The 24,476-nt window shown below is 67.7% G+C and carries 25 protein-coding genes; 15 read left to right on the forward strand and 10 right to left on the reverse strand.

From position 1 onward, the window contains the following. Positions 1 to 295 precede the first annotated feature (295 nt). A complete protein-coding gene (locus MXA07_RS09935) occupies positions 296 to 1,252 on the forward strand; it encodes a polysaccharide deacetylase family protein (protein ID WP_247728451.1) in 957 nt (318 codons plus the stop codon). Between the two features lie 74 nt (positions 1,253 to 1,326). Here MXA07_RS09935 and MXA07_RS09940 read toward each other — a convergent pair whose 3' ends face one another. Beyond that, on the reverse strand, positions 1,327 to 2,304 hold the full coding sequence (locus MXA07_RS09940; protein ID WP_247731735.1) for a glycosyltransferase: 978 nt from the start codon (positions 2,302 to 2,304) through the stop codon (positions 1,327 to 1,329). A gap of 236 nt (positions 2,305 to 2,540) precedes the next feature. On the opposite strand from MXA07_RS09940, the gene MXA07_RS09945 reads away from it, so the two are divergent. Beyond that, positions 2,541 to 2,795 carry a hypothetical protein gene (locus MXA07_RS09945; protein ID WP_247728452.1) on the forward strand — a complete coding sequence of 85 codons (255 nt, stop codon included), beginning with the start codon at positions 2,541 to 2,543 and terminating at the stop codon, positions 2,793 to 2,795. 139 nt (positions 2,796 to 2,934) lie between these two features. On the opposite strand, the gene MXA07_RS09950 is transcribed toward MXA07_RS09945, so the two are convergent. The 4 genes from MXA07_RS09950 to MXA07_RS18295 form a co-directional block, all read right to left on the reverse strand. Then, complete coding sequence (locus MXA07_RS09950) at positions 2,935 to 4,509, reverse strand: nucleotide sugar dehydrogenase (protein WP_247728453.1); 1,575 nt, start codon at positions 4,507 to 4,509, stop codon at positions 2,935 to 2,937. Continuing rightward, complete coding sequence (locus tag MXA07_RS09955) at positions 4,509 to 5,504, reverse strand: Gfo/Idh/MocA family protein (RefSeq protein ID WP_247728454.1); 996 nt, start codon at positions 5,502 to 5,504, stop codon at positions 4,509 to 4,511. The genes MXA07_RS09950 and MXA07_RS09955 overlap by 1 nt, the downstream gene beginning before the upstream one ends. A gap of 67 nt (positions 5,505 to 5,571) precedes the next feature. Next, positions 5,572 to 6,681 (reverse strand): DegT/DnrJ/EryC1/StrS family aminotransferase, encoded by a 1,110-nt coding sequence (locus MXA07_RS09960; RefSeq protein WP_247731736.1) that lies wholly within the window; start codon positions 6,679 to 6,681, stop codon positions 5,572 to 5,574. Further along, positions 6,678 to 7,256 carry an acyltransferase gene (locus MXA07_RS18295; protein WP_425492152.1) on the reverse strand — a complete coding sequence of 193 codons (579 nt, stop codon included), beginning with the start codon at positions 7,254 to 7,256 and terminating at the stop codon, positions 6,678 to 6,680. Before MXA07_RS18295 ends, MXA07_RS09960 begins: the two co-directional genes overlap by 4 nt. Before the next feature lie 375 nt (positions 7,257 to 7,631). Between MXA07_RS18295 and MXA07_RS09980 the strand changes: the two genes are divergently transcribed. Beyond that, a complete protein-coding gene (locus tag MXA07_RS09980; RefSeq protein ID WP_247728455.1) occupies positions 7,632 to 8,141 on the forward strand; it encodes a DUF7344 domain-containing protein in 510 nt (169 codons plus the stop codon). Between the two features lie 441 nt (positions 8,142 to 8,582). Here the strand turns inward: MXA07_RS09980 and MXA07_RS09985 are convergent, their stop codons facing one another. Together MXA07_RS09985 and MXA07_RS09990 are read right to left on the reverse strand one after the other, a co-directional pair. Next, positions 8,583 to 9,599 (reverse strand): DUF1616 domain-containing protein, encoded by a 1,017-nt coding sequence (locus MXA07_RS09985; RefSeq protein WP_247728456.1) that lies wholly within the window; start codon positions 9,597 to 9,599, stop codon positions 8,583 to 8,585. A 496-nt stretch (positions 9,600 to 10,095) separates the two neighbouring features. After that, positions 10,096 to 10,446 (reverse strand): winged helix-turn-helix domain-containing protein, encoded by a 351-nt coding sequence (locus tag MXA07_RS09990; protein ID WP_247728457.1) that lies wholly within the window; start codon positions 10,444 to 10,446, stop codon positions 10,096 to 10,098. 539 nt (positions 10,447 to 10,985) lie between these two features. On the opposite strand from MXA07_RS09990, the gene MXA07_RS09995 reads away from it, so the two are divergent. Both MXA07_RS09995 and MXA07_RS10000 read left to right on the forward strand, forming a co-directional pair. Next, positions 10,986 to 11,171, forward strand: coding sequence for a DUF7563 family protein (locus tag MXA07_RS09995; RefSeq protein WP_247731738.1), 186 nt, complete (start codon positions 10,986 to 10,988; stop codon positions 11,169 to 11,171). Between the two features lie 271 nt (positions 11,172 to 11,442). After that, positions 11,443 to 11,949: a DUF7344 domain-containing protein gene (locus MXA07_RS10000; protein ID WP_247728458.1), complete on the forward strand. Its 507-nt coding sequence runs from the start codon at positions 11,443 to 11,445 to the stop codon at positions 11,947 to 11,949. On the opposite strand, the gene MXA07_RS10005 is transcribed toward MXA07_RS10000, so the two are convergent. Together MXA07_RS10005 and MXA07_RS10010 are read right to left on the reverse strand one after the other, a co-directional pair. After that, positions 11,935 to 12,489: a helix-turn-helix transcriptional regulator gene (locus tag MXA07_RS10005; protein WP_247728459.1), complete on the reverse strand. Its 555-nt coding sequence runs from the start codon at positions 12,487 to 12,489 to the stop codon at positions 11,935 to 11,937. The genes MXA07_RS10000 and MXA07_RS10005 overlap by 15 nt on opposite strands. Positions 12,490 to 12,765: 276 nt before the next feature. Further along, positions 12,766 to 13,137: a hypothetical protein gene (locus MXA07_RS10010; RefSeq protein WP_247728460.1), complete on the reverse strand. Its 372-nt coding sequence runs from the start codon at positions 13,135 to 13,137 to the stop codon at positions 12,766 to 12,768. 206 nt (positions 13,138 to 13,343) lie between these two features. Between MXA07_RS10010 and MXA07_RS10015 the strand changes: the two genes are divergently transcribed. Continuing rightward, positions 13,344 to 14,726, forward strand: coding sequence for a dihydroorotase (locus tag MXA07_RS10015; protein WP_247728461.1), 1,383 nt, complete (start codon positions 13,344 to 13,346; stop codon positions 14,724 to 14,726). Between the two features lie 59 nt (positions 14,727 to 14,785). Here MXA07_RS10015 and MXA07_RS10020 read toward each other — a convergent pair whose 3' ends face one another. Continuing rightward, positions 14,786 to 15,850: a quinone-dependent dihydroorotate dehydrogenase gene (locus MXA07_RS10020; RefSeq protein ID WP_247731739.1), complete on the reverse strand. Its 1,065-nt coding sequence runs from the start codon at positions 15,848 to 15,850 to the stop codon at positions 14,786 to 14,788. Between the two features lie 263 nt (positions 15,851 to 16,113). On the opposite strand from MXA07_RS10020, the gene MXA07_RS10025 reads away from it, so the two are divergent. Genes MXA07_RS10025 through MXA07_RS10065 form a run of 9 tightly spaced genes read left to right on the forward strand, consistent with a single transcriptional unit; the run spans position 16,114 to position 24,396 of the window. Continuing rightward, positions 16,114 to 17,181 (forward strand): monovalent cation/H+ antiporter subunit E, encoded by a 1,068-nt coding sequence (locus MXA07_RS10025; RefSeq protein ID WP_247728462.1) that lies wholly within the window; start codon positions 16,114 to 16,116, stop codon positions 17,179 to 17,181. After that, positions 17,178 to 17,459 (forward strand): monovalent cation/H+ antiporter complex subunit F, encoded by a 282-nt coding sequence (locus MXA07_RS10030; protein WP_247728463.1) that lies wholly within the window; start codon positions 17,178 to 17,180, stop codon positions 17,457 to 17,459. The genes MXA07_RS10025 and MXA07_RS10030 overlap by 4 nt, the downstream gene beginning before the upstream one ends. Beyond that, positions 17,459 to 17,767 carry a monovalent cation/H(+) antiporter subunit G gene (gene mnhG / locus MXA07_RS10035; protein ID WP_247728464.1) on the forward strand — a complete coding sequence of 103 codons (309 nt, stop codon included), beginning with the start codon at positions 17,459 to 17,461 and terminating at the stop codon, positions 17,765 to 17,767. Before MXA07_RS10030 ends, mnhG begins: the two co-directional genes overlap by 1 nt. Beyond that, positions 17,764 to 18,300, forward strand: coding sequence for a DUF4040 domain-containing protein (locus MXA07_RS10040; protein WP_247728465.1), 537 nt, complete (start codon positions 17,764 to 17,766; stop codon positions 18,298 to 18,300). Before mnhG ends, MXA07_RS10040 begins: the two co-directional genes overlap by 4 nt. Further along, complete coding sequence (locus MXA07_RS10045) at positions 18,297 to 18,929, forward strand: MnhB domain-containing protein (RefSeq protein WP_247728466.1); 633 nt, start codon at positions 18,297 to 18,299, stop codon at positions 18,927 to 18,929. The genes MXA07_RS10040 and MXA07_RS10045 overlap by 4 nt, the downstream gene beginning before the upstream one ends. After that, complete coding sequence (locus MXA07_RS10050) at positions 18,926 to 19,294, forward strand: cation:proton antiporter subunit C (protein WP_247728467.1); 369 nt, start codon at positions 18,926 to 18,928, stop codon at positions 19,292 to 19,294. Before MXA07_RS10045 ends, MXA07_RS10050 begins: the two co-directional genes overlap by 4 nt. Next, positions 19,287 to 20,846 (forward strand): proton-conducting transporter transmembrane domain-containing protein, encoded by a 1,560-nt coding sequence (locus MXA07_RS10055; protein WP_247728468.1) that lies wholly within the window; start codon positions 19,287 to 19,289, stop codon positions 20,844 to 20,846. The genes MXA07_RS10050 and MXA07_RS10055 overlap by 8 nt, the downstream gene beginning before the upstream one ends. Then, positions 20,843 to 22,579: a proton-conducting transporter transmembrane domain-containing protein gene (locus MXA07_RS10060; RefSeq protein WP_247728469.1), complete on the forward strand. Its 1,737-nt coding sequence runs from the start codon at positions 20,843 to 20,845 to the stop codon at positions 22,577 to 22,579. The genes MXA07_RS10055 and MXA07_RS10060 overlap by 4 nt, the downstream gene beginning before the upstream one ends. After that, complete coding sequence (locus MXA07_RS10065; RefSeq protein WP_247728470.1) at positions 22,579 to 24,396, forward strand: Na(+)/H(+) antiporter subunit D; 1,818 nt, start codon at positions 22,579 to 22,581, stop codon at positions 24,394 to 24,396. The genes MXA07_RS10060 and MXA07_RS10065 overlap by 1 nt, the downstream gene beginning before the upstream one ends. Positions 24,397 to 24,476: the final 80 nt, after the last annotated feature.

A 24,476-nucleotide genomic window follows, 5' to 3' on the forward strand; every position in this document is an offset into this window, starting at 1 on the left:
GGACCAAGATGGCCGAGAAGGGTTTTGTTATGCAAGTGCTTTGGCGTCCGATAGCGAGACACTCCCGCACGCAGTCGCATCGATACGCGATGGGGGCCGGGAGCGTTCGTCCGACCGCCGGACTCGAATCACGACCGCCTCGTCCCGTTCCGACCGCCGCGTCAGCCATCCGACCCGTCCCGATCGACCGTCGTAATCGCTCACGACTCGAAGGCGGTCGCAGCAAGGCCGGTCATAACAAACCGGCGTCCCGGACGGACTAGCCGTATGCGCCCGCTGGAGCGAGGTGGCCGCGGTGGGTAGCGTCGTCGTCTCCCTCGACGCCGAACTCGGCTGGGGGTTTCACGACATCGAAACGCCCCCGCGCGAGCGCCTCGAACGCGCCCGGTGGGGATGGCGCGAGACGCTCGCCCTCCTCGACGAGTACGACGTCCCGGCCACCTGGGGGGTCGTCGGCCACCTCATGCTCGAGACCTGCGACGGTCGCCACGAATCACACCCGACGGCGCCCGACTGGTTCGCCCGCGAGCGAGCCGACTGGGCGGATCGGCCGGATCGACGGTTCGGGCCGGAGCTCGTCTCGGCCGTCGTCGACTCGCCGGTCGACCACGAGATCGCCTGTCACTCGTTCTCCCACGTGCGCTTCGGCGATCCGACGACGTCGGCTGAACTGGCCCGCGCCGAGTGCGAGCGCGCGATCGAGGTCGCCGACGAGCGGGGCCTCTCGCTCGAGTCGTTCATCTTTCCGCGAAACGAGGTCGGCCACCGCGACGTCCTCGCCGCGTCGGGCTTTCTCGCCTACCGCTCCAGAGAACCCGCTCCTGAAGGGGCGGTGCGGGTTCTCGGGGACGTCGTGCGATCGCCGTCGCTGCTCGTCACGCCCCGGATCGACGACGTCGGCCTGGTCGACGTCCCGCCGTCGCTCTTCGCGTTCGGGTTCGAGGGCCGGTTGCGCCGGCTCGGGTCGGCGCTGCGACTCGACCCGATCGTCGTCCTCGCGCGTCGCGGGATCGACCAGGCTGCCGCTGGCGACGGCATCTTTCACCTCTGGTTCCATCCGAACAACGTCACGACCCGCGAGGACGTGACGCGACTCCGGCGGATCCTGTCGTACGTCGACCGCGTGCGAAGTCGAACCGATCTGCAGACGGAGACCATGGCGTCGGTAGCTCGTCGAACCCTCTCGTCGGCGCCGACGGGGGAGGCCCGGGCACCTTCGCCCGCAGACCAACGTCCGCTCGCGACCGACTGACCGGCGATGTGACCGACTCTGAGTCCGTCTCGTCACCGTCTGTGGAAGAATAGATCCGCCGCGGAGGGCGCCCGTCACCGATCGTCGATCGGGACCGTCCTCGGCGGACGGCTGGACGGTCCGTCCGCGCGGTCGAGCGCGCGATCGTACACCTCCCGGACGGCCGCGGTCGTCCGTTCGAGTCGTACCGGTTCGACCGTCTCGCGCCCGTTCGAGCGGCCGCCGTGGCCCAATACGCGCCGCAGTCCGTCGCGCAACTCCCGGTCGGTCCGACAGACCGCGCTCGGCTCGACACCGTCGAGGCGCTCGGGCACGTCGCCGACCGCGGTCGCGACGACCGGCAGGTTACAGGCCATCGCTTCCTTGACGGCGTTGGGAGAGCCCTCGTGTCGAGACGTCAGCAGGAGCGAGTCGGCCGCGTTCATGTACAGCGGGATCCGGTCGTGTGCGACGCCGGAGACGGTCCGCAGTCTGAGCGGTCGGTCGAACTCCGGATCGAGCGCGTCGACGACCGATTTCGCGCGCGGATAGTCCTTCACCGATCGGGTCTTCGCGTACGGGAAGAGGACGTCGAATCCGTCTCCGACCCAGCCGAGTGCGCGCCGCGCTCGCTCGCGGTCCATCGGGCGAAACAGATCCATGTCCACGCCGTCGGGAATGACGTGACAATCGGTCCCCACCAGCCGCGCCATCTCCCGCGACATGACGATCGTCTCGGCGCTGGCGCGAGCGGCGAGCCTGCTGATCGGGGCGACCGCCGGATTGTACAGGTCAGACCCCCACAGGGAGAGGACGACCGGCAGGCGTCGCTGGACGAACGCGGCGGGGGCGAGGAGACCGTAGTGGGCGTGAACGAGATCGATCGATTCGTCGATCGCGTCCCGAACCCGGGCGAGGAACCGAACGTAGTCGAGCGGGCTTCGACCCGACGGCGACGACGGATCGCCGGGGACGCTACACACCCTCGTCTCGACGCCGGCCGTTTCGAGCGCCTCGACCTGCTGGGCGAAAAACGGCGCCGCTCGGTTCGAGGTCAGGGCGAGGACGCCGATCTGCCGATCGCGACGCGTCACGCGGGGGCCGTCGCGGGGCCGCTGCATTGTTAGTCGCACAAATTGACTGCCGGAAACCACTCCATACCGGGGCGCCGGGTGGCGGTTTCGACGGCGAAACCGATAGGGTCCGCGGACGACGTCGCCAGGGCGTTACGCGGTCGTTTACCGTCGCAGCGAGTGACGTATCGGCGGACGTTTATGTACCGGTTCGGTGAACGTCCGACGACGCCCGCATGACATTGCGAGAGTATCTCGCGGCGCTCGTCTACTCGTCGGGGCCGCCGGTCGAGGCGCGACCGGACAACGGGCGGCCTCACGAGCGTGACCGGAAGCACGATCGATCGCTCGAACCGGGGACGACCCGGTTGGTGGAGGCGGAGCGATCGGTCGTCTACGAGTGTCGACGGTGCGGGACGACCGTCGACGACGCCTCGACCGCCTGTCCGCACTGCGATCGCCGGACGATCGCCGAGTACCCCGTCGATTGAATCCGTCGCCGAAATCCCGTCGACGGGGTGATCGCCGAACACCCGGTCGCGGAACACGATCGAAGTGCCTCTGGTCGAGTATCGACGGCGTCGGGTCGCACGCGGGAACCGACCGAATCGGCGTCGAGAACCCCTCGCGTCACTCGTGGCTGGCCGAGAGTCCGTCGTCGACGGCTCGATCCTCGACCGGCCGCTCGGCCCGACCTGACGGCGACGCACGCTCTCGGTCGGCTGGTTCCGTCCGCCCACCGAGGACGTCGTAGGTCGAGGGCGGCGATTCGAACGCGAGTCCCTCTCTGCCGTCGAACAGGTACGACAGGTCGAGGCGATCCCACGCCACGTCGTCGAAGGCGTCGTGGGGCGTCACGACCATCGCGGCGTCGAGGTCGAGCGACGAAACGGTCGCTCGATCGGTGACGATCGTCGTCTCCGTCGCCGGGCCGTCACCGTTGGATCGTCGGGATTCGAGCGCGGCTTCGACGGTCGCGGCGTCGACCAGGGGATCGATCGCGACGACCGTCGCGCCCCTGGCTTCGAGTTCCGCGATGGCGTCGAGCGCCGGCGCCTTTCGCAGTTCGGCCACGCCGGGCCGGTACGTCAGCCCGAAGACGCCGACGCTCGCCTCCGAGAGGCTGGGCCCGTCCGCCTCGAGGCCCGCCTGGAACGCATCCACCGCGTGGACGGGCATCCGATCGTTGACCCGCCTGGCCGTGGCGAGCAACGGCGTCGGCGTTTCGGTCTCGGCCCGGACGAAGTGCGGGTAATTGGGGATGCAGTGGCCGCCGACGCCCGGTCCCGGATCGTGGAGATCGCAGACGGGCAGTTCGTTCGCCGTGGCGATCGCCTCGCGCACGGAGATCCCGAGTTCGCGCGCCGTCGTCGCCAGCTCGTTGGCCAGCGCGATGTTGACGTCGCGATAGATCCCTTCGAAGACCTTGACGGCCGCCGCCGTCGTCGCGTCGCCGACCACGTCGATCTCGCCGTCGGTCACCTCGCCGTAGAGGATCGCCGCCGCTCGCGCGCTCTCGTCGTCGATCCCGCCGACAACCTTCGGGTAGCGCCCCTGGATGTCCCTGAGCGCCGTCCCCGAGGACGTGCGTTCCGGACAGACGGCGACGCCGAACGATCCGGGTTCGAGCCCGGACCGTTCGAGGAGGATCGGCTCGATCACGTCGCGCGGAACGCGCGGCGGGACGGTGCTCTCGACGATCACCAGATCGCCCGCGGCGAGGCCGTCCGCGATCGTCTCGACGGCCGCCTGGAGCGCGGAGAGGTCCGGCTCGTTCGCTGCCGTCACGAGCGTCGGGACGAGGATCACGTGCACGCTCGCACGCGTCGCCGCGGCCACGCCGTCGGTCGTGGCTCGCAGCCGTCCCCGTCGAACCTGCGACGCCACGAGCGAGTCGAGGCCGGGTTCTCCCTCGACCGGACAGGCCCCGTCGTCGATCCGGTCGACCACGTCGGGATCGATGTCGACGCCGATCACGTCGCCGGTTCGCTCGGCCACGACGGCCGCCAGGGGCAACCCCATCTTTCCGAGGCCGAACACCGAGGTGGTGACCTCGCCGTCGCGCAGCGCCGCCCGGAGTTCGTCGTCGGAGGCGTCGATGCCGTACAGCGCGCTCGGTCCGTTCCGATCGGCGTACGTCCCCGAATCGCTCCGGTCGGTGTGCGCCCCTGAATCGTTCCGATCGGAGGGTGCGTTCGGCGTCATCACTGGCGCACCTCGACGCTCTCTGCCGTGCGGATCCGATCGTCGATCGAGTCGATCGTCTCGAGCGCGTTCAATCCGTCCTCGGCGGTGACGACGGGCGCGCTGCCCTCCGTCACGGACGTGACGAACGACTCGATCTCGGCCCGGAGCGGTTCGCGGTTTTTCACCTCGGGCCGTTCGATGACGCTCTCGTGTCGGTAGTGCGTTCCGCTCTCGTCGGTGACGTACTCCGGGAACGAATCGCGATAGACCAGCACCGACTGGTCGAGGTAGTCGACTTCGACGAGGCAGTCGACCGCCATGATCGTCAACCGACGGACCTTCCGCTGGCTGACGCGACTCGCCGTCAGCGTCGCCACGACGTCGTCGAATTCGAGCGTCGCCGTCGCGTGTTGCCCGTCGGCCGTCCCCGTCGCCGACACGCTCGTCGGTCGCGCGTCGAGCATCGACTGGACGACGTCGACGTCGTGAATCATCAGATCGAGCGTGACGCGATCCGTGGCCGTTCGATCGATCGGCGGCCCCAGTCGTTTCGCGTCGACGGCGATGATCTCGAGGTCCGAGAGCAGTCGCTTCGCCGCCCTGACCGCGGGATTGAACCGTTCGACGTGCCCGACCTGCAACACGAGTCCCGACTCGCGAGCGAGCGTCGCGAGTTCGCGACCCCGTTCGACGTCGTCGGTGATGGGTTTCTCCACCAGGACGTGGACGCCGGCCTCGAGACAGCGCTGGACGGTGTCGTAGTGGACCGATGTCGGGACGGCGACGGAGACGACGTCGCACGTCTCGAGCAGGGAATCCAACTCCATCGTGGTCGTCTCGTACTCGGCGGCCACGCAGCGGGCGAGTTCGTCGTCCAAATCGGTGACGCCGGCGAGGCTGACCCCGCGCGATTCGCTGTAAACGCGCGCGTGATTCTCTCCCATCGCGCCGACGCCGACGACGCCGGCGCGGGGCGGGTTCGATACCTGTCGCTGGTTGGATACGAAGCTCATTGTCTCGGTCCCGATCGAAGTCGTCGGTGGGCCGGGTCGCTCCCGACCAGTGTTGCGGGTCGTCTGGTCATGCTGATTCGTAGTGGGTCGCGATCGCTCGGACCACCCGGCGGCAATCGTCCGCGTCGAGCCCCGGGTGGACCGGAATCGAGAGCACTTCGCGCGCCGCTCGCTCCGCTTTCGGCAGCGTCGTCGCGGCCGTGTGAACCGAGTCGTACGCCGGTAGCCGGTGGATCGGCGTGGGGTAGTAAACGCCCGTCTCGACCCCTGCGTCGTCGAGCGATTCGCGGAGGGCGTCCCGGTCGTCGGCTCGAACCGTGTACTGGTGGTAGACGTGGGTCCGGCCGTTGGGGACGGCTGGGGGACGCACGGGCAGGTCGGCCAGGTGCTCGTCGTAGTACTCGGCGTGTTCTCGGCGCGCGCGTGTCAGCTCGGGGAGCCGGTCGAGCTGTCGTCGGCCGATCGCCGCCGCGATGGACGTCATGCGGTGATTCGAGCCGAGTTCGGCGTGCTCGTAGCCGCGGTCGTCGCCGTCGCGGCGGCCGTGGTTGACGTAGCTTTGGACGCGGGCGGCGAGGGCAGCATCACTCGTCGTCACCATGCCGCCTTCCCCGGTCGTCATGTTCTTGGTCGGATAGAAGGAGAAACAGCCGGCGTCGCCGATCGAGCCGGCCGGTCGGCCGTCGATCGTCGCCCCGTGAGCCTGACAGGCGTCCTCGAGGACGAAGCAGTCGTGCTCGTCGGCGATGGGGGTCAGTTCGTCCATCGGCGCCGGCAGTCCGTAGAGGTGGACCGGGAGGAGCCCGACGACGTCGTCCCGTTCGCGACACCGTCGCTCGACCGAGTCGGGATCGATCACGAACGTGTCGGGATCGACGTCGGCGAAGACCGGCCGGCCGCCGGCGAGGCGGATCGCGTTCGCGCTCGCGACGAACGAGAACGGCGAGGTGACCACCGCGTCGCCGTCGTCGACGCCGAGCGCCTCGAGTGCAGCCTGAAGCGCGGTCGTCCCGTTCGACGTCGCCACGGCGTGGTCCGTCTCGCAGTAGTCGGCGAAGGCGTCCTCGAAGCGGCGGACCTCGGGTCCGTCCGCCAGCGCGCCGCGTTCGAGCAGCGCCTCGATCCGGTCGTAGGCGGCCGGGCCGACGTCGGGGTCGGCGAGGGAGACGTCGGTCATCGGAGCTGGTTCGCCCCCTCGAGCGCGGGTGGCAGTTCTCGGTGGCCTGCCGGACAGCCCACCGCGAGTCGATTCGGCGGGACGTCCTCGGTCACGACCGCGCCCGCCGCGACGAACGCGTTCTCGCCGATCGTCACGTCCGGCAGGATCGTCGCGTTCGCCCCGACGGACGCGCCGGACTCGATCGTCGGGCCCGCGAGTTCCGCCTCGCGTCTGATCGGCGCGGGATCGTTGGTCAGGACGGCGCCCGGGCCGACGAAGGTGTTCGATCCGATCGTGGTCTCCGTCGGCACGTAGACGTTCGTCTGGAGGCTGACGTGGGAGCCGATCTCCGTCTCGCCGTCGATGACGGTCTTCGTTCCCACGAGGACGTCGTCGCCGATGGTCGTCCCCTCCCGCACGAGCACGTCGTGGCCCGTTCGGAAGTCGTTGCCGACGGTGACGCCGCCGTAGATGATGCTCCCCGCTCGGATCGTCGCGTCGTCGCCGATGCGGGTCGGTTCCTCCGCGTCGCCGTAGCCGACGGTGACGTCCTCGTCGATCGAGCACGCCGTTCCCTCGACGAGCCGAGTCATGTCGATTCACCCGTTCCGGCGCGGTGTGCTGTCGTGGAATGCATGGTCGACTGCAGGAATCGGTTGCAATCGGGCCAACCCAACCGCCAAGCGCGCTTTGTTATCCCGCTCTTGCCCGGGCGGTAGCCGGCAGCTACACGGCCGCTGCGGTCGGGACTCGGGCACGACCTGCTGGCGCCTGATTCGGCCGAAATCCCGCGATCGGCCAGTCTACCTGTCGATTACGATGTCCGTCACCGGGTCGGACGGGTACAACCGCCTTTCGTCCGGGTAGCCCGCTGATAGTAATGCCCGACTCCGTCACACTGTGGCCCGTGAGGTATTCGATTCGCGCCGGGTCACCCCCCGCCGAGTGCACGGATGGAGGGATCGCGGATGGCTGAAGCAGAACTCTCTCGAGCGGAACTGTTCGACGTGTTCAGCAACGCGCGTCGTCGGTTGGCGGTTCGATTCCTCACGGAACGGGACGGCACGTGCGACCTGACGCCCCTCGTCGAGTACGTCGCCGCACAGGAGAACGACGTCGACCGGAACGAGGTGACGCGCGCCCAGCGTCGCCGCGTCTACATCTCGCTCTACCAGACGCACCTGCCGATGCTCGCCGATCACGGCATCGTCGAGTGGGTGCCGGACGCCCACCGGATCGAACTCCTGCTCGACGATGGGGTGTTCGAGCCGTACCTCGCGACCGACCCCCGGGCCGGCCGGGAGTGGTATCGCGCCTACGCGGCGCTTGCGATCTGTGCCGTGGCCGCGGTCGGCGTCGGCGTGCTCGTCCCGGGTCCATCGACGCCGGTCGTCACCGCCTCGCTCGCGATCCTCGTCGCCGGACTGTTCCTGATCGTCGCGCTCGTCCAGCGCGTCGAGCGAACGAATCGATTGTGACCAGACCGGCCGTGCACCCGATCGGCTTTCGCGACGGACGCGTCGTCGGTCTCGATAGCCGAACCGGGACGTGACTGCGGTGGACCGGCCATCCCGGGCCGGATCCGGCAGTCCAGCGTGACCCAGTGCCGTCAGAGACTCGAGCCCGTCAGGGCCGTCGCGACGCGCCGACCGACTCGTTGCTCGACGGTCGCGATTGATGGGTGAGTATGTCCCACTGACCGCGGCGAACGGGCGGTCATATCGTGCGATCATCGACCGTGAATCGCCGCAGGAACTGCTCGGACGGGCGCCTGACAATCGGTCGGAGTTAGACGGCGGGTGGTCGGCGGTGTCCCGTCGCCTCCGGCTTGGCCCGCGCCCGTCCGGACGGCGGTGGAGTCGTCGAGAATACAGCGTCCGCCTGGACGAACCGACGGCCGTCCGCCGGACGCCGATCCCTTACTCGCCAACGGTCGTTCTGTCGTCGGACGGATCCTCGGTGACGGTGATCCAGAAGTAGAGCGTCCGGTCGGCGTTGTCCATCGTCGGCGCGTCGGGAACCGGCCCCGCGGCGGTGTCGTACAGCAAGACGGCGACTCGGACGGGTTGATCGAGCGGGGCCGTCGGCGTGATGTCGACGTCGCGCCGGTTCGACTCGCCGGACGCCAGGTCGTACTCGATCGTACCCAATCGGGTCCGGTCGCGAACGGTTTCGCCCTCGAGGGTCTGTTGCTGAACGATTGCGACGTAGCTGCGACGGTCCCCGTGCTGGTTCGACACCTCGACCCTCGCGTCGACCGACGTTCCCGGTTCGATCGCGGTCGGGATCGCCCCGATCTCGTCGGTTCCGTTCTCGGCCTCCCCGTAGATCGCCAGTTCGGTGTACGATCCCGCCGCCGGCGGGGCGACGATCGCGAACAGGAGCACACCGCTCGCGAGCGCGATCGCCCCGAGGAGGACGATAGCCGAGATGGGGGATCGGCCGGACCCGGTCCCGACGAGCCGATCGAACGCGGCCCGCGGGGCGACCGTGAACTGCCCATCCGGTCCGATCAGTCCGCGACGCAACGCGGCCAGCTGCAGAAGCGCGACCGTTACCGCCCCGAGTGCGTCGATGGCGGGCGCCGCTTCGAGGCCCCGCCCACCGAGCGGTAGTGCGACGGCGATCGCTATCAGCAGGGGAATCGAGACGGCGATCGTCAGGCCGGCCCGTTCGACGAAGTCGAGTCCACGGGGTCGGTCGGTCGCGCCGGCCGCAGCCGACCGGGCCGCGGCCGGGAAGAGGACGGACAGCAGGGCGTATCCCGGCAACACGACGAGGAACGGAACGGCGACGAGCGGTCGAAGCTCGCTCCCGATCGGGAGCGCGCGCACGGCGAACCAGCAGCCGACGGTCACCACGGTCGCGACGGCGACGTCGGCCGGATAATATCGGAGCAACCCGGCCCAGCCCGTCGTTTCGGTTTCCGAACTCATCGTTCAACGCAGGGATCGCGGTCCGCCGCTCGGCCCGTTCGGTTGGCGGTCAGTTCCGGCGTCGTTCGGTTCGAACCGTCCGAAACAGGCGCGGGAGATCCGCTCTCGATCGAGAACTGCGTGTGCATCACCCGTCCAGACGCACTGCGTGTGGTTTGTTACGCCGTCAGTACGGCCGGCTGAGGGCACCGGACGCCGCCTAACGCGGCTCGGTATCGGGAGTCCCATGTCGTTCGAGACGGGAGCACGTCCAGAAGCCGTAGCGACGGTGACCGTCCGGCTGTATCCGACCCGCTCTTCGATCGGCGTCAAGCGGGCTGAACACGCGAGGAGGGTCCGGTGGAAGCCGTCACTCGGGTCGCCGACGCAATCGGTACTACTGATCGTGATCACTGGCGCAGTCGGCGACAACGGCGCGGCAGAACTAGTCGCTCGCCGTCGGACGCAACCGACCGGACCGCACTCACCGTCGGGGACGGGGCCGTACCGCCGGTGCTCACTCCTCGGTTCGAACGAGCGATACCGAGAGCGATTCCGCATCGAACGCGACCGTTACCGCCTCGACGGTCGCCTGGTAGGCAGTCGTGTGCGAACCGCCCGCATCGAATCGGATACACTCCTCGATCAGCCCGGTTTCTAGCAGGTCGTTGATCCGTCGATAGACGGTCGCGGATGAACTGTCAGTTCGGTCGGTCAACTCCTTCGCCGTTCGCGGCTTTTCTTGAGTCGCGACGAGAATCGTCCGCGAGCACTCGTTTCCGAGGACGTCGAGCTGGGTTTCCGGCTGCTCGCTATCTTCGACTCGTGCGTCCTGGGCCCGTCCGTGGGATCGGTATTCACTCGACATCGATTGCGATCTTCGACATCGTCCTCGCTCGATTCGGCGCCGGCTGGCGCGGTCTCATACAACCGTCGATCTCTGTCACTCGTTGGACCATCTACGCCGTCCGTTATCGATGGGTGTATTTGATAACGGGCCACGTTCCAGACAACAATCGGACAATTACTTCCAAAAACGATGTGTTTCCTCGAGTAAATGCTCTCTTTACCTCGTCCTGTTTCACCTGGGTCCACTAGATCCGGCTAAAGTATTTCCGACGATGATATGTTCGGCACTCCCGGCGACGCCTTCGTTGTGACTGCCAGAGCCGGTCCTGACCGGCCACGTCTCCCTCGCCTCGCCGGGTCATCCCGCGTAATTCCGAACTACAGGACCGAGCGGACTGAACGGTCTGACGACTTTATCCACGTTCCCCAGCCTGCCTTAGGTACGGCCCCGGCGGGTTCGTACAGGTCGCTGGCCGGGGGTACGAGCCGACACGCAGGGCTGGTGTCTGCCAACACGGAGGTTTCCCAATGAATTCGGATTCACACAACTGGACCCCGATGGAATCGTCTGCAACAGGTACCCGATGTCGAAAATGCGGAACCCACGTCACCCAGCAGTTCGCCCGCGTCTTCGGCGATAATGGTGACGAAGTGCACGGCTGCCCGGAGTGTACCACCTATCGAGAGATGCAGGCGGGCGATCATCTCTCGGGCGAATCCGAACCCGCCGATACGAGTCCCTGATCCTCGACCGGCTATCGAATGCACCTGCGATCCGTTCTCGGCTGGAGAACGAAGCGTCTCTCCGTTTGAATACCCGGTGGTCCCGTTCACGAGCGACGCGTCGACGGCGCTCGAGCGTCGATCGTGAAAGTCAAAATGAATGTGTCGTCATTCACTACGTTAAAGAGTGAGCCCCCTCTAGAGGGTAGTAGACATGCGAAACCGAACCGAGGACACCCTCCCAGGAGCCGTTGGCGGTACTTCGAGCCGTTCGACCGGGTGATGCCTGACGATGGTGGACACAGCTTCGACCGAGCCAGCTCTCGAAGAGAGCGATATATTCCACATCCTCGGGAACGATCGTCGTCGCGCGATCGTCGTCGAACTGGCCGACCGGCCGGAGCGGGTCGACGTCTCGACGGTCGCGACCGCGGTCGCGGCCCGGGAGACAGACGACGAGGAGGTCCCGAACAACCTCTATAAGAGCGTGTACGTCTCCTTACAGCAGACGCACCTCCCGCAGCTCGAATCGGACGGGGTGATCTCGTACGATCCCGACGAGAAGACGATCGCGCGCGGCCCGCAGTTCGATCGCGTTCGCACGTACCTGACGGCCACGCAGCGCTCGATCGAGGGCGGCGTCGTCGCCGTGCTCGCGATCGCGGTGGTCGGACTCGCGACGACGTTCCTGAGCGGCGTGGACGCGATCGGATTCGCCTCGCTCGCCCCGGCCGTTTGGGGATCGCTGGCCCTCTGTGTCATCGCCCTTGTTTCGGGCTATCGGCTATTCGTCCGATAGGTGCTCGTCGGTCGTTTCGCGGGCTGATTCGGTCGGTTTCGCGCCGTCGGCGCGCGGCGACCGGGACGCTTTCGGTTCGTAGCCCGGCCGACAGATCAGGTTCTCTCGCCCGAGTCTGAGTTTGATGATCTCCTCCTCGGACTCCAGTTCGGCGAGGAGACGACTCACCTTCGCCTTCGACCACTCGACGGACTCGACGATCTGGCTCTGTTTCATTCGGCCGCCGTTCCCGTCGAGGAGACGAAGGACGCGTTCGCGATCCGTGAGAATGGGCTGCTCAGCCCCCGGCTGGCCCCCCTGGCCGTCGGTTCGGCGCACGAACCGACCAGCCGCCACGGCCACGGCGATAAGGACGACGATCCCGACGGCGACGGCGACGATCGGCAAGCCGGCCGGGACGAGACCGACCGCCCGGTTCGGAACGGACAGCGGAAAGCGGGCGACGGTATCAGGGCCCGACCCGCTCGCGAGCAACGGGACGGCCGACCCCCAGATTCCCGTCACCGCCGTGACGAGCCGGTTCCGATTCTCGCCAGTCATGCTATCACCGTTCGAGACGGATCCGTGTCGCTGTCACGCCTGCACAGACAGTAGCGGGAAGTAAAGCACTTTTTCAGGGGACCGTGTGATACTTCCGGCGGATGTGTTCTGCCCGGCTGATTCGTCGTGGAACCTATCACGACTGGCAGCGGGGCCCTGGATCGACGGCCGTTCGAGACGTCGCCGAACGCGGGAGTAATCGGCCGTTCATTCGCAGTGCTGGTACCACTCGCCCGAGACGGTCGTCGAACGTGCGCCGGGACCACGTGTCGGCCCTCAGGCGCCCGGGACGCCCGCGGCCTCGAAGCCGGTTATCCCGAGCACAGCCAGGACGTAGAGCACGGCCAGGACGGAGATCCAGGCGAGCAGCGTGATCGTCGCCGCCTGCACCCAGCCGCCCGGATAACGCCAGTTCACGACTGCGAGGTACGAGAGCAACACGAGCGCGGGGCCGAGCAGGGGAATCCACCCGAGGAAGAACCCGACGACGGCCCAGACGATCGCCCCGATGAGCGCCGTGACGATCGCGTACGTGTAGTCCTCGACGTCGACGATAACTTTGGCCCCGAGGTAGATCCCGAGGGCCCCGATTAGCAGGCTGATCGCGAACACGATGAGCGAATCGAGCGCGGCGACTGAACTAGTCATAGCGGGACCAGGCGGGGCGCGGCGTTAGTTATCTCGCACGTACACTGGTGTCTCGACGGAGCGGATCGGGTTACGTTACCGCGCGACCGGCAGCCTCGCAATACTGTCCCGCCAAAACGACGATACTCGGCGTCTCGGGTGCCGGTACGCGGGCGGAGCGAGACCGTGTCAGAAGCTATTTTGACGGCCGGCCGCAAGAGCGGCCAATGACCGTCGAGCTCGTCGTTCGAAACTGTACGATCGGAACCCACGTCGATCGGACGCCCGACGCAGCGATCGCCGTCGAGGACGGGACGATCGTCGCGGTCGGGACGCCGGACCGGATGCCCGCCGCCGACCGGACGGTCGACGCCGAAGGCAACCTCTTGGTGCCTGGGGTGATCGACTGTCACATCCACAACCGGGAGCCCGGACTCGAGTACAAGGAGGACTGGGAGAGCGCGACCAGGGCGGCAGCGGCCGGCGGTGTAACGACGGTCGTCGGGATGCCCAACACGGAGCCGATCATCGATCGGCCGGCCCACCTCGAACGGAAGTTCGAAACCGGGGAGGCCGGCGCGCACGTCGACTTCCAGAGTTACGCGGTCGTTACGTCGGAAAACATCGATCTGATTCCGGCGATCGCGGAGGCGGGCCCGCTCGGGTTCAAGATCTTCCTCGGTTCGACCGTCGGCGACGTCCCGGCCCCGAACGACGGGGAGATTCTCGAGGCGATGGAGTCGATCGCCGAGACGGGTAAGCGGCTGGGCTTTCACGAGGAGAACGGCGAGATCATCGACCACGTCGAACGTCGGTTCCGCGAGGCGTCGAAGAATCGGCCGATCGACCACGCCCGATCGCGCCCGGTGATCGCGGAACGCGAGGCGATCGAACGCATGTGCACGTTCGCCGAGGAGACGGGTGCATCCGTCCACATGTTCCACGTCTCCTCCGGGTCTGGCGCCGAGGCGGTCGCCCGCGCGAAGGCCCGCGGCGTGGACGTCACGGCCGAAACGACGCCGCACTACCTCTGGTTCACCGAGGACGTCCTGCGCGAGAAGGGCAACGTCGCCCGGATCCAGCCGCCGATCCGGGACGCGGCCGAACGCGACCGCCTCTGGCGGGCGTTCGAGGACGGCGCCATCGACTGCGTCGCGACCGACCACGCGCCTCACACCGACGAAGAGAAGGGCGTCGACGACCCCTTCGGGAACACCTGGGAGTCGATCTCGGGCTTCGTCGGCCTGGAGACGGAGGTGCCGGCGATGCTGACCTTCGTCGAGCAGGGCCGCCTGTCGATCGAAGACTGGATCTATCACCATTCGACACGCCCCGCACAGGTCTGGGACATGTACCCGCAGAAGGGATCGCTCCGCGTCGGCACGGACGCCGACTTCACGATCGTCGACCCCGACGCGTCGTGGACGCTCGACGACCGCGACGCGCTTCACTCGAAGCAGACGGTCACGCCGTTCGTCGGCGAATCGTTCGTCGGCCGGGCGACGGCGACGGTCGTCCGCGGCGAGATCGTCTACGAGGACGGCGACGTCGTCGGCAAGTCGGGGTACGGCACGCGGGTCGACGTCGATTCCGCCGACGAGTCATCGTAGCGGGCCGGGGCTGGTCCGCGCGGTGACGAGAGCAGGTCGACGAACCGCCACGCCCCCGATCACTCGAGGTCGGCGCCGACGGCATCCTCGACCGACTCGAACCCGTCGCGCTGGAGCAACCGGACGAGTCCGCGATTGATCTCGCTGGCTGTCGTCGGGCCGTCGTAGACGAACGCGGTGTACAGCTGGACGAGCGACGCCCCGGCCCGGATCTTCGCGTAGGCGCTTTCCGCCGAGTCGACGCCGCCGACGCCGATCACGGGGAGGTCGCTGTAGGAGGCGACCGCTCGAACGACGGCCGTCGATTCCGATTCGAGCGGCTCGCCGCTCAAGCCACCCCACTCCTCGCTTTTGGGCGAGTCGAGTCCGTCTCGACTCGTCGTCGTGTTGGTCGCGACGACGCCGTCGACGTCCTCGGCCTCGACGATGTCCAGCAAGTCGTGGAGCGACTCGGTCGGCGAATCGGGGCCGATCTTGACGAGGATGGGCACGTCCGCGTCGTTCTCCGCTTCGAGCGTCTCGAAGATCGCTCGCAGGTGCTCCGGGTCGGACTCGTCGAACGAATCAGGGGTGTTCGGACACGAGACGTTGACGACGCAGTAGTCGGCGAACGGAGAGAGGCGATCGAAGACGCGCCGGTAGTCCTCGAGCGCCTCGTTCGCGTCGGAGGTGTTCATCTTGCCGACGTTGATCCCCAGAGGGATCTCGGGCGTGCCGTGGGATTCGAGTCGCTCCCTGACCCGTTCCATCCCCTGGCCGTTAAAGCCCATCCGGTTGATCAGCGCGCCGTCGTCCGGGAGCCTGAAGAGCCGCGGTCGCGGATTGCCCGACTGCGGATACGGCGTGACGGTCCCCGCCTCGACGAAGCCGAAGCCGAGGTCGGCCAGCGCCGGCGCGACCGCCGCGTCCTTGTCGAACCCGGCGGCGACGCCGACCGGATTCGGGAACGTCGCGCCGAATCGTTCGACTTCGAGCATCGGGTGGCTGTAGCGATAGCGAGACCGGACGAGCCTGCGGAGCGGGCGGACCGACTGGACGCCGCGTAACCCGTACTTCGCGAGTTCGTGGGCCGTCTCCGCCGGCAGGCGGAACAACAGCGGGCGGGCCCGTTCGTACAGGCTCATGGCGTCATCTCGGGTCGTCCGGTACGTAAAGCCCTCGTCTCGCGGCGCGGCGATCGAGGCGGTCCGTGCGGCGACGATGGCGGTCGATCGAGAATTCCCGCCGACCGTCGGCCCTCTAAAATCCATCAAATGTATACAAAGAAGGGTGGAAAGACTCAGTAGCTAGTGCGTACTACGAGTTATTTGTTCGATCCGGAGATCTACCTATCGACCCCTAAGCCAAACGGGAACATTGAAGAGCGTACGACCGATAGCTCCGCAAAATGACCGACACAGCCGGTGGTGAGACGACTGGCTCTTCTGTTCTCGTTCTCGTCTCGGACTCGCCGACCGTCGAGGAGACGGCCCGCTACGCCGCCCGTTCGGCGCGCGAACTGGCGGCCGAAACCGATCGACGGCTCGCGCTGACGATCGCCACGCCGGGCGGCCGATCGGACGTTCCGGGGCCCCACGGCCGCGACCCCGAAGCGATCCTCGCGACGGCGGCCGACGCGGCCACCGAGGCGATCGAGCTGACGGATCCGGACGGTGACGTCGAGATCGAGACGGAGACGCTGTTTTCCTACCGGTATCCGTTCGATCCGTACGAGTACGCCGACGCCGTGACCGCCTACGCCGCGGACCACGCCATCGGCACGGTGATCCTCGACCCGCCCGAGCCCGCCAGCGCCGAGTCGACGATCGTCGGCTCGCTCGTCGACGAACTTCGCGAGGCAAATTCGTTCGACGTCGAGATCGCGCCCGTCGAGCGCGAAACCGAGTCGAGTTCGCTCGTCACCCGCGGCGGCGTCGCACAGTTTCTCTCCCTTTCGGTACTCTCCTTTGGGTTCTACGTGCTCGTCGGCGGCTTCGGCGACCTGGTCTTCGACCTCGCAACGGGGGCGGTCACGGCGATCATCGTCGCCGGCGTCCTCTCTCGCGTGACGTTCGAGACGCGGCCCAGACCCGTCCGAATGCTCTCGAGCGTCGCCCGCTGGCTGCTCTACGTGCCGTACCTCGGCTGGAAGATCCTCGTGGCGAACGTCCAGATCGCCTATGTAGTGTTGCACCCGTCGCTGCCGATCGATCCCTCGATGGAGCGTTTCGAACCCGGCGTCTGGGGCGGACTCCCGATCGCGACGCTGGGCAACAGCATCACGCTCACGCCGGGTACCCTGACCGTGGACGTCGAGGATCGCGAACTCGTCGTCCACTCGCTGACGCGGGGCGCTCGCGAGGACCTCCTCGATGGTGGCCTTGAGCGAGCCGTGCGATTCGTCTTTTACGGTCGCACGGCCCTGCCGTATCCCTCGCCGCGCGAACGGAACGCCGCGGAGGATGATTCGACGTGATCGAGGGGCCCGTCGCCACGGCGCTGTTCGCGGGCGCGCTCGGGTTCGTGACGATCTCGATCGTCCTCCTCGGACGCGTATTGCTCGGCCCGACGATGCAGGATCGCGTCATCGCCTTGAACGTCGTCGGCTCGAACGTCGTGGTCGTCATCGCCTTGCTCGCCGCGGCGATGGACTTCCCGTCGTTCCTCGACGTCGCGCTCGTTTACGCGCTGCTCAACTTCCTGATGAGCATCGCCATCTCGAAGTTCACCGTCGAACGCGGGGGTGTCCTCTGATGGTCGAACTCGCGGTCGTCTCGGTCCTCGTCGCCGGGGGCCTGTTCTTCGCGTTCGTCTCGGCGGTGGGGCTCTACCGGCTTCCGGACCTCTACACGCGCGCCCACGCGGCGTCGAAGAGCGACACCCTCGGCGCGGTGCTCTCGCTCGCGGCCGTCGCCGTGGCCTTCGGGGCGGACGTCGCGACGATCAAGGTGGGCATGCTCGCGATCTTCATGCTCGTCACGAGTCCGACCGCCGCCCACGCGATCGCCCGGGCGGCCCACGAACAGGACATCGAACCCTGGACGCGAGGTGAGAACGAATGATCGCCTCGATCGAGGTCGCCCTCCTCGTGTTCATCGTCGTCTCGGCCCTGTTGACGGCACTCCTGCGCGACGCCCTGGCCGCGATCATCATGTTCGGCGCCTACAGCCTCGGCATGGCCGTCCTCTGGATCGTCTTCCGCGCGCCAGACGTCGGGCTCACCGAGGCGGCCGTCGGCGCCGGCATCATGACGATCCTGTTGCTCGTCTCGATCGCCCGAACCACGCGCCTGACCGGGATCGACCTCTCGCCGGTCTCGATCAACTGGACCGCGGTCGCGGCCTGTGCGGCCTTTACGGTCCTCATCCTGGCGACGGTGCCGGCGCTGCCCGAGATCGGCGATCCGACCGCCCCGGCGTTCGACGGCGTCTACGAACACTACGTAACGGAAGCCTACGACCAAACACACGTCGAGAACGTCGTGACCGCCATCCTCGTCGCCTACCGCGGGTTCGACACGCTCGGCGAGGCGACGGTGGTCTTCACGGCCGGCGTCGCCGTGCTGACGGTCCTGAAACAGGAGGTGGACGAATGAGCATCCGGCGCCCGTACGTCGAGAGCCCGATCATCATGGCGACGGTCCGGCTGGTCGCGCCGTTCGTCCTCACGTACGGCCTGTTCGTCACGCTCCACGGCGCGAGTTCGCCGGGCGGGGGTTTCCAGGGCGGGGTCATCGCAGCGTCGGTGATCGTCATGCTCTCGTTCGCCTACGGCATCGACCCGACATGGGAGTGGCTGGACAAGCGCGTCCTCGTCGGCCTCGCTGCCGGCGGGATCGCCGTCTTCGCCATCGTCGCGCTCGGACCGATCCTCTTCGGGGCCGAGTTCCTCGATCTCGGCGTCTACCCGTACGTTCCGGACCCGTTCAAGTACGGCATCGAACTGATCGAGGTCGGGATCGGGATGACCGTCGCCGGCGTCATCACGATCCTCTTTTTCGCCCTCTCGCGCGGGGCGATGCCGCCGGGCGGCGAGCCGTACCCGAAACCGTCCGACGCGCCGCGGTCGGCTGGCGCCGCACGGGCTGACGGGTCGCCGTCGAACCCAGCATCGGATTCGGCCCCTGCCGACGGGACCGACCCATCGGCCGAATCGATCGACGAACCGACCGGAACGGAACCGGCGACGTCCACCGACGCATCGAACGCAGGTGAGCAGGCATGACCGGACTCGAACTCCTCTCTACGCACTACGCCTACGTCGCGTACGCGCTCTTGCTGGGTATCGGCCTCTACATCGTCATCGACGACGAGAACCTGGTGAAGAAGGTCATCGGATTGAACATCTTCCAGACGGGGATCTTCCTGTTTTTCATCACGATGTCGGTTCGCGAGGGCGGCGCCCCGGCCGTCCTGCACTCGGGCGAGTCCGAATTCGTCAATCCGCTGCCCCACGTCCTGATCCTCACGGCGATCGTCGTCGGCGTCAGCCTCACCGCGCTGGCGCTGGCGCTGGTCGTGCGCATCCACGAGGAGTACGGGACGATCAGGGAGGACGTCCTCGCGGAGGTGCTCGGAAACGATGAGTGAGGTACTCGATCCGACGCTGCTGCCGATCCTCCTCGTCGTCGTGCCGCTCGTCGCGGCGGCCGGCATCCTCGCGATCGGTCGGCTGTTCGGCGCGACCGGGATCGGCCTCTCGCTGCTCGCGACGGCCGTCCAGGCCGCGATGGCACTCTACCTGGCCGGCCGGACGCTGCTCGGCGGCGACGGCGTTCGGACCACGATCGCCGGCTTCCCGGCCGAAGAGGGCGGTATCGAGCTGTTCGTCGACGGCGTCTCGGCGCTGGTCGTCCTCCTGATCGCCGCCGTCGGCGTCGCGGTGCTGGTCGCGAGCGTCGACGAGCGCCGCTCGGACAGCTTCTACTCGCTGTACGTGTTGTTGCTCGCCGGGCTCTCGGGGCTCGCGGTGACCAACGACGTCTTCAACATGTACGTCTTCCTCGAGATCAGCGGGCTGGCGGCCTACGCGCTCATCGCGAGCGACGGGACCGGATCGTCCGCGCTCGCCGCCCTCAAGTACCTCATCGTCGGGACCGTCGGCGCGTCGCTCTATCTCATCGGCGTCGGCTACGCGTACGTCGCGACGGGCTACCTCAACATGGTCCAGCTCGCGGAGACGCTCCCCGAAGTCGGCGAGTTCGGTTACGCGGATCCGCAGGTGCAGGCCGCGTTCGGCCTGATCGCGGCCGGCTTCGCCATCAAGATCGCGCTCTTCCCGGTCCACACCTGGCAGCCCGACGCCTACACGGAGGCGCCCGATCGCATGACGGCGCTGATCGCCGCGCTCGTCTCGACGACGGCCGCCTACGCGCTCGCCCGCGTCGCGCTCGACGTCTTCACGCCGGCCTTCTTCGCCGCGAACCCGATCGTCCACGACCTCGTGCTGGCCGTGGCGGCCGCGAGCGTGATCGCCGGCAGCGTCCTCGCCGTCCTTCAGTCGGAGGTCAAGCGGATGTTCGCGTACTCGTCGGTGTCGCAGTTCGGCCTCGTCGTCGTCGGCATCTTCCTGCTGAACGACACGGCGCTGGTCGGCGCGATCGTCCACCTCGTCGGTCACGCGATCGTCAAGGCCGGCCTCTTCCTCGGCGTGGCCGGCTTCGCGGCCGCCTACGGCCTTCGGACGGTCGACGACTACGCCGGTCTGGCTCGCCGCGCGCCCTGGGCGAGCGCGGCCGTCGCCGTGCTGGCGCTCGCGCTGGTGGGCATCCCGCCGACGGTCGGCTTCGTCGGCAAACTGTTCGTCGCGATCGGTGCGGTCGAACAGGACGCCTGGGTCCTCGTCGCCGTCATCGTGGCGAGCACCGTCCTCACGCTCGGCTACGTCCTCCGGCTCCTGGAGCGGATGTACTTCACCGATCCGGCGCCGGCGTCGGGCGAATCGACGGCCGGGGCCGACGTCGCGGCCGACGGGGGTGCCTCGACCGACCGTCAGTCACAATCCGGCGGATCCGACGGTCGGATCGCTCGCCCGCTGCTGGCGGTCGTGATCGTCGCCGCGCTGGCCTCGATCGGCCTCGGGCTGCTCGGGGCCTGGTTCGATGCCGTGCTCGAACCCGCCGTGGAGGTGCTACTCGAATGACGACGGCGATCATCGAATCCCTGTCGCAACTGCGACCGCTGTTCGCCGTCGCCATTCCGACGGTCTCGATCGCGCTGATCCTGGCCTCCGCGGGTCGGCCGAACATTCGGGAGGGCTGGACGCTCCTGGCCGGGATCGCGACGTTCCTCACCGTCGCGAGCATGGTTCCCGGCGCACTCTCGGGGACGGTCTACGAGACGAGCCTGGGCGCGTTTATCCCCGGCGTGGAGTTCGCACTCCGCGCCGATCAGCTGGGGGTGCTCTTCGCCCTGCTGGCCTCGTTCCTCTGGATCTTCACCAGCCTCTACAGCATCGGCTACATGCGCGGGCTGGACGAGCACGACCAGACGAGATACTTCGCGGCGTTCGCGGCCAGCATCGCGAGCGCGATGGGCGTCGCCTTCGGCGCGAACCTCGTGACGCTCTTTATCTTCTACGAACTGCTCTCGGTGGCGACCTACCCGCTCGTCGCTCACGACGAGACGGACGAAGCCATCTGGGCCGGCCGGAAGTACCTGCTCTACACGCTCGGCGGCGGCGTCGCCGTCCTCGCGGGGACGATCATGGTCTACACGCTGACCGGGACCACCGCGTTCACGCCGGGTGGCCTCGAAGGGCTCGCGACCGGCACCGACGCGACGATGGCCCGGATGGCGTTCGCGCTGCTCGTCGGCGGGTTCGGCGTGAAGGCCGCGCTGATGCCGCTTCACTCCTGGCTGCCGGACGCGATGGTCGCGCCGACGCCCGTCTCGGCGCTGCTACACGCCGTGGCGGTCGTCAAGAGCGGCGTCTTCGGGATCGCGCGCGTCGTCCTCGACGTGTTCGGGCCCGAGACGGTCGACTCGCTCGGCGTCGGAATCCCGCTCTCGATCGTCGCGGCGATCACGCTGCTCACCGCGAGCGTCATCGCGCTGAAACAGGACAACCTCAAGCGCCGGCTCGCCTACTCGACGGTCTCGCAACTATCGTACATCGTCCTGGGGCTCGGCCTGTTCCACCAGGCGGCGCTGGTCGGTGCGCTGTTGCACATCCCGGCTCACGCGTTCATGAAGATCACCCTGTTCTTCTGTGCGGGGGCGATCCACGTCGAGACCCACACCGACCGCATCAGCGAGATGGCCGGCATCGGCAAGCGCATGCCGCTGACGATGTCGGCGTTCGCCGTCGCGGCGGCCGGGATGGCCGGCATGCCGCTGCTGGCCGGCTTCGTCAGCAAGTGGTACCTGCTGGTCGGCGCCGTCGACCTCGAGCACGTCGTCTTCGCGGTCGCGTTGCTCCTCTCGGGCGTGCTCAACGTGGCGTACTACTGGCCGATCGTCTACCAGGCCTTCTTCGAGGACGAGGCCGATCCCGATCCGAAACCGCTGCTCGAGTTCCCGCCCGGCGGCGTCGCGTCGAGCGACGCCGGCGCCGAGGCCGACGTCGCCCTGCCAAACGGCGGTACGCCGCACGCCGAACACGTCCCGGACGGCGACGAACCGACGAGGGGCGGAGGGGACGACGATCGCGACGCGGCCGACGGGAACGCCGTGGCGGCCCACGAGTACCACGCCGACCAGGACGAGACGGGCTGGGAGCGTCGAACCTGGCGCACGGAGAGCACCTGGTTCATGCTCGGCCCGATCGCCGCCGCGGCGATCGGGGCGGTCGTCCTCGGGCTCGTGCCGGATAGCGTCGTCTTCCTCGACCTGATCGAGCGCATCGTCGAGACCGCGATGGAGGTGCCGAACTGATGACACTCGAAGGGCTGCTCGGCGTCGATCCGTTCGTCGTCCCGCCGGTACTGCTCGTCCTGGCCGCGCTGGTCGTCTTCGCGATCCGGCCGCGACTGATCCACCCCGCCGGACTGGTCGTCACCGCCGCGGCGCTCGCGTACGCGGCGACGGTGCCCGAAGGCTACGAACTGACGGGAACGATCTTCGGGAGCGGCCTCCTGGCGGACGTCGGCTTCGAGGTCGTGTTCGTCTCGGTCGACGAGTTCTCTCGCCTGATGGGACTCATCTTCGCGTTCATCGGCTTTATCGCCGTGCTCTACTCGTGGTCGACCGACGCCGCGCCGACCCAGACCGCCTACGCGCTCGCCTACGTGGCCTCGAGTCTCGGCGCCGTCTTCGCCGGCGACTGGCTCCTCCTGCTATTCAGCTGGGAGCTGATGGCGATCACCTCGACGCTGCTCGTCTGGCACCACGGCGGGGCCGCGATACGGGCCGGCTTCCGCTACGCCGTCTGGCACGGTATCGGCGGCAGCCTGCTGATGGCCGCCGTCATCTGGCACTATCAGAGCCCCGGCGTTGGGTCGTTTGTCATCACCAACGAGGGAATCGCGACCGGCATCCCGCAGGTGCTGGCCGCGCTCGGCATCGGGATCAACGTCGCGTTCGTCGGCTTCCACGCGTGGTTGCCCGACACCTATCCGCGTCCCCACGTCGCGGCGAGCGTCTTTCTCTGCGTCTACACCACCAAGACCGGCGTCTACGCGCTCTACCGGGCATTCCCGCAGGGCGAGCTCCTGATCGCGTACATGGGCGGCGCGATGGCCGTCTTCGGCGTCACCTTCGCATTGCTGCAGAGCGACATGCGTCGGCTGCTGTCCTACCACATCCAGTCCCAGGTCGGCTACATGGTCGCCGGCGTCGGGATGGGCGGCGCACTCGCGACCTCTGGCGCGTTCGCCCACGTCTTCAACCACATCCTCTACAAGGCGCTGCTGTTCATGACCGTCGGCGTCGTCATCTACCGTACGGGTGCGGAGAGCCTGAACAAGATCCACGGGATGCGCCGCGCGATGCCGATCACGTTCGTCGCGTTCACGATCGCCGCCCTCTCGATCGCCGGCTTCCCCGGTTTCAACGGCTTCGTCAGCAAAGGGATGGTGATCGCGGAGGCCCACCACTACGAGAAGTACGAGGCGCTCTGGTACATGCTGCTACTCGGCGGGGTCGGCACGTTCATGTCGTTCATCAAACTCGGCTACTACGTGTTCTTCTACGGCGAGCAGACCCACGACGTCGATCGCGCCTCGCTCGGGCAGTCGATCGCCATGCTTTCCGTCGCCGCGCTCTGCGTCGGCTACGGGCTGTTCCCGGACGCCCTGTTCGCGATCCTGCCGGAGCGGGGCGCGGAAGCGGTCGTCGAGTTCGAGGTGTTCTCGTTGTACCACCTGCTGGAAGGCTTCGGTCTCGCGGCGGCCGGCGTGATCGGGTTTGCGCTCCTCAAGCGCCCGCTCTCGCGCGTCGGGAAGATACCCGACCGCGACCTGGGCTACAACCCGCTCTCGGTGGGTCTCGGCCGGGGCGTTCTCCGGACGATCAACGCCGCGATCGGCGTTCTCGATCGGACGAGCACCCGCGCGTCGCTCGGGACGGTGGCGCTCGGGACGACCCTCGCGTCCGACAGCGATCGAGCAGTTGGAGCCGAACCGTCGCCCGCGGGCGGATCGACGCTCCTCGAACGCGGACTGGGGGTCCTGTTCACGAGACGCGGCGGCATCGGTATCGGCGTCCTCATCGTCGTCATCGTCGCGACGGTCCTGCTGCTCGCGTTCCTGTAGCCGTCGTCGCGCCCGATTCGCTTCGCCTGCTCTCGTCCGAGGTGACGGTGCGGGGCCGTCCACCCACTGAGTACCGGCCA

The organism is Halovivax limisalsi, from assembly GCF_023093535.1.
Taxonomy (GTDB): Archaea; Halobacteriota; Halobacteria; order Halobacteriales; family Natrialbaceae; genus Halovivax; species Halovivax limisalsi.

Excerpts from the sequence above, each read along its gene's own strand:
- MXA07_RS09995 (WP_247731738.1), top strand. The coding sequence starts at position 10,986 with ATGGAATCGTCTGCAACAGGTACCCGATGTCGAAAATGCGGAACCCAC.
- MXA07_RS10020 (WP_247731739.1), bottom strand. The coding sequence starts at position 15,850 with ATGAGCCTGTACGAACGGGCCCGCCCGCTGTTGTTCCGCCTGCCGGCG.
- MXA07_RS10010 (WP_247728460.1), bottom strand. The coding sequence starts at position 13,137 with ATGACTAGTTCAGTCGCCGCGCTCGATTCGCTCATCGTGTTCGCGATC.
- MXA07_RS10065 (WP_247728470.1), top strand. The coding sequence starts at position 22,579 with ATGACACTCGAAGGGCTGCTCGGCGTCGATCCGTTCGTCGTCCCGCCG.
- MXA07_RS10040 (WP_247728465.1), top strand. The coding sequence starts at position 17,764 with ATGATCGCCTCGATCGAGGTCGCCCTCCTCGTGTTCATCGTCGTCTCG.
- MXA07_RS09990 (WP_247728457.1), bottom strand. The coding sequence starts at position 10,446 with ATGTCGAGTGAATACCGATCCCACGGACGGGCCCAGGACGCACGAGTC.
- MXA07_RS10045 (WP_247728466.1), top strand. The coding sequence starts at position 18,297 with ATGAGCATCCGGCGCCCGTACGTCGAGAGCCCGATCATCATGGCGACG.
- MXA07_RS10055 (WP_247728468.1), top strand. The coding sequence starts at position 19,287 with ATGAGTGAGGTACTCGATCCGACGCTGCTGCCGATCCTCCTCGTCGTC.
- MXA07_RS10005 (WP_247728459.1), bottom strand. The coding sequence starts at position 12,489 with ATGACTGGCGAGAATCGGAACCGGCTCGTCACGGCGGTGACGGGAATC.
- mnhG (WP_247728464.1), top strand. The coding sequence starts at position 17,459 with ATGGTCGAACTCGCGGTCGTCTCGGTCCTCGTCGCCGGGGGCCTGTTC.
- MXA07_RS10025 (WP_247728462.1), top strand. The coding sequence starts at position 16,114 with ATGACCGACACAGCCGGTGGTGAGACGACTGGCTCTTCTGTTCTCGTT.
- MXA07_RS09980 (WP_247728455.1), top strand. The coding sequence starts at position 7,632 with ATGGCTGAAGCAGAACTCTCTCGAGCGGAACTGTTCGACGTGTTCAGC.
- MXA07_RS10050 (WP_247728467.1), top strand. The coding sequence starts at position 18,926 with ATGACCGGACTCGAACTCCTCTCTACGCACTACGCCTACGTCGCGTAC.
- MXA07_RS09955 (WP_247728454.1), bottom strand. The coding sequence starts at position 5,504 with ATGAGCTTCGTATCCAACCAGCGACAGGTATCGAACCCGCCCCGCGCC.
- MXA07_RS10015 (WP_247728461.1), top strand. The coding sequence starts at position 13,344 with ATGACCGTCGAGCTCGTCGTTCGAAACTGTACGATCGGAACCCACGTC.
- MXA07_RS09985 (WP_247728456.1), bottom strand. The coding sequence starts at position 9,599 with ATGAGTTCGGAAACCGAAACGACGGGCTGGGCCGGGTTGCTCCGATAT.
- MXA07_RS10060 (WP_247728469.1), top strand. The coding sequence starts at position 20,843 with ATGACGACGGCGATCATCGAATCCCTGTCGCAACTGCGACCGCTGTTC.
- MXA07_RS18295 (WP_425492152.1), bottom strand. The coding sequence starts at position 7,256 with ATGACTCGGCTCGTCGAGGGAACGGCGTGCTCGATCGACGAGGACGTC.
- MXA07_RS09950 (WP_247728453.1), bottom strand. The coding sequence starts at position 4,509 with ATGACGCCGAACGCACCCTCCGATCGGAACGATTCAGGGGCGCACACC.
- MXA07_RS09960 (WP_247731736.1), bottom strand. The coding sequence starts at position 6,681 with ATGACCGACGTCTCCCTCGCCGACCCCGACGTCGGCCCGGCCGCCTAC.
- MXA07_RS09945 (WP_247728452.1), top strand. The coding sequence starts at position 2,541 with ATGACATTGCGAGAGTATCTCGCGGCGCTCGTCTACTCGTCGGGGCCG.
- MXA07_RS10000 (WP_247728458.1), top strand. The coding sequence starts at position 11,443 with ATGGTGGACACAGCTTCGACCGAGCCAGCTCTCGAAGAGAGCGATATA.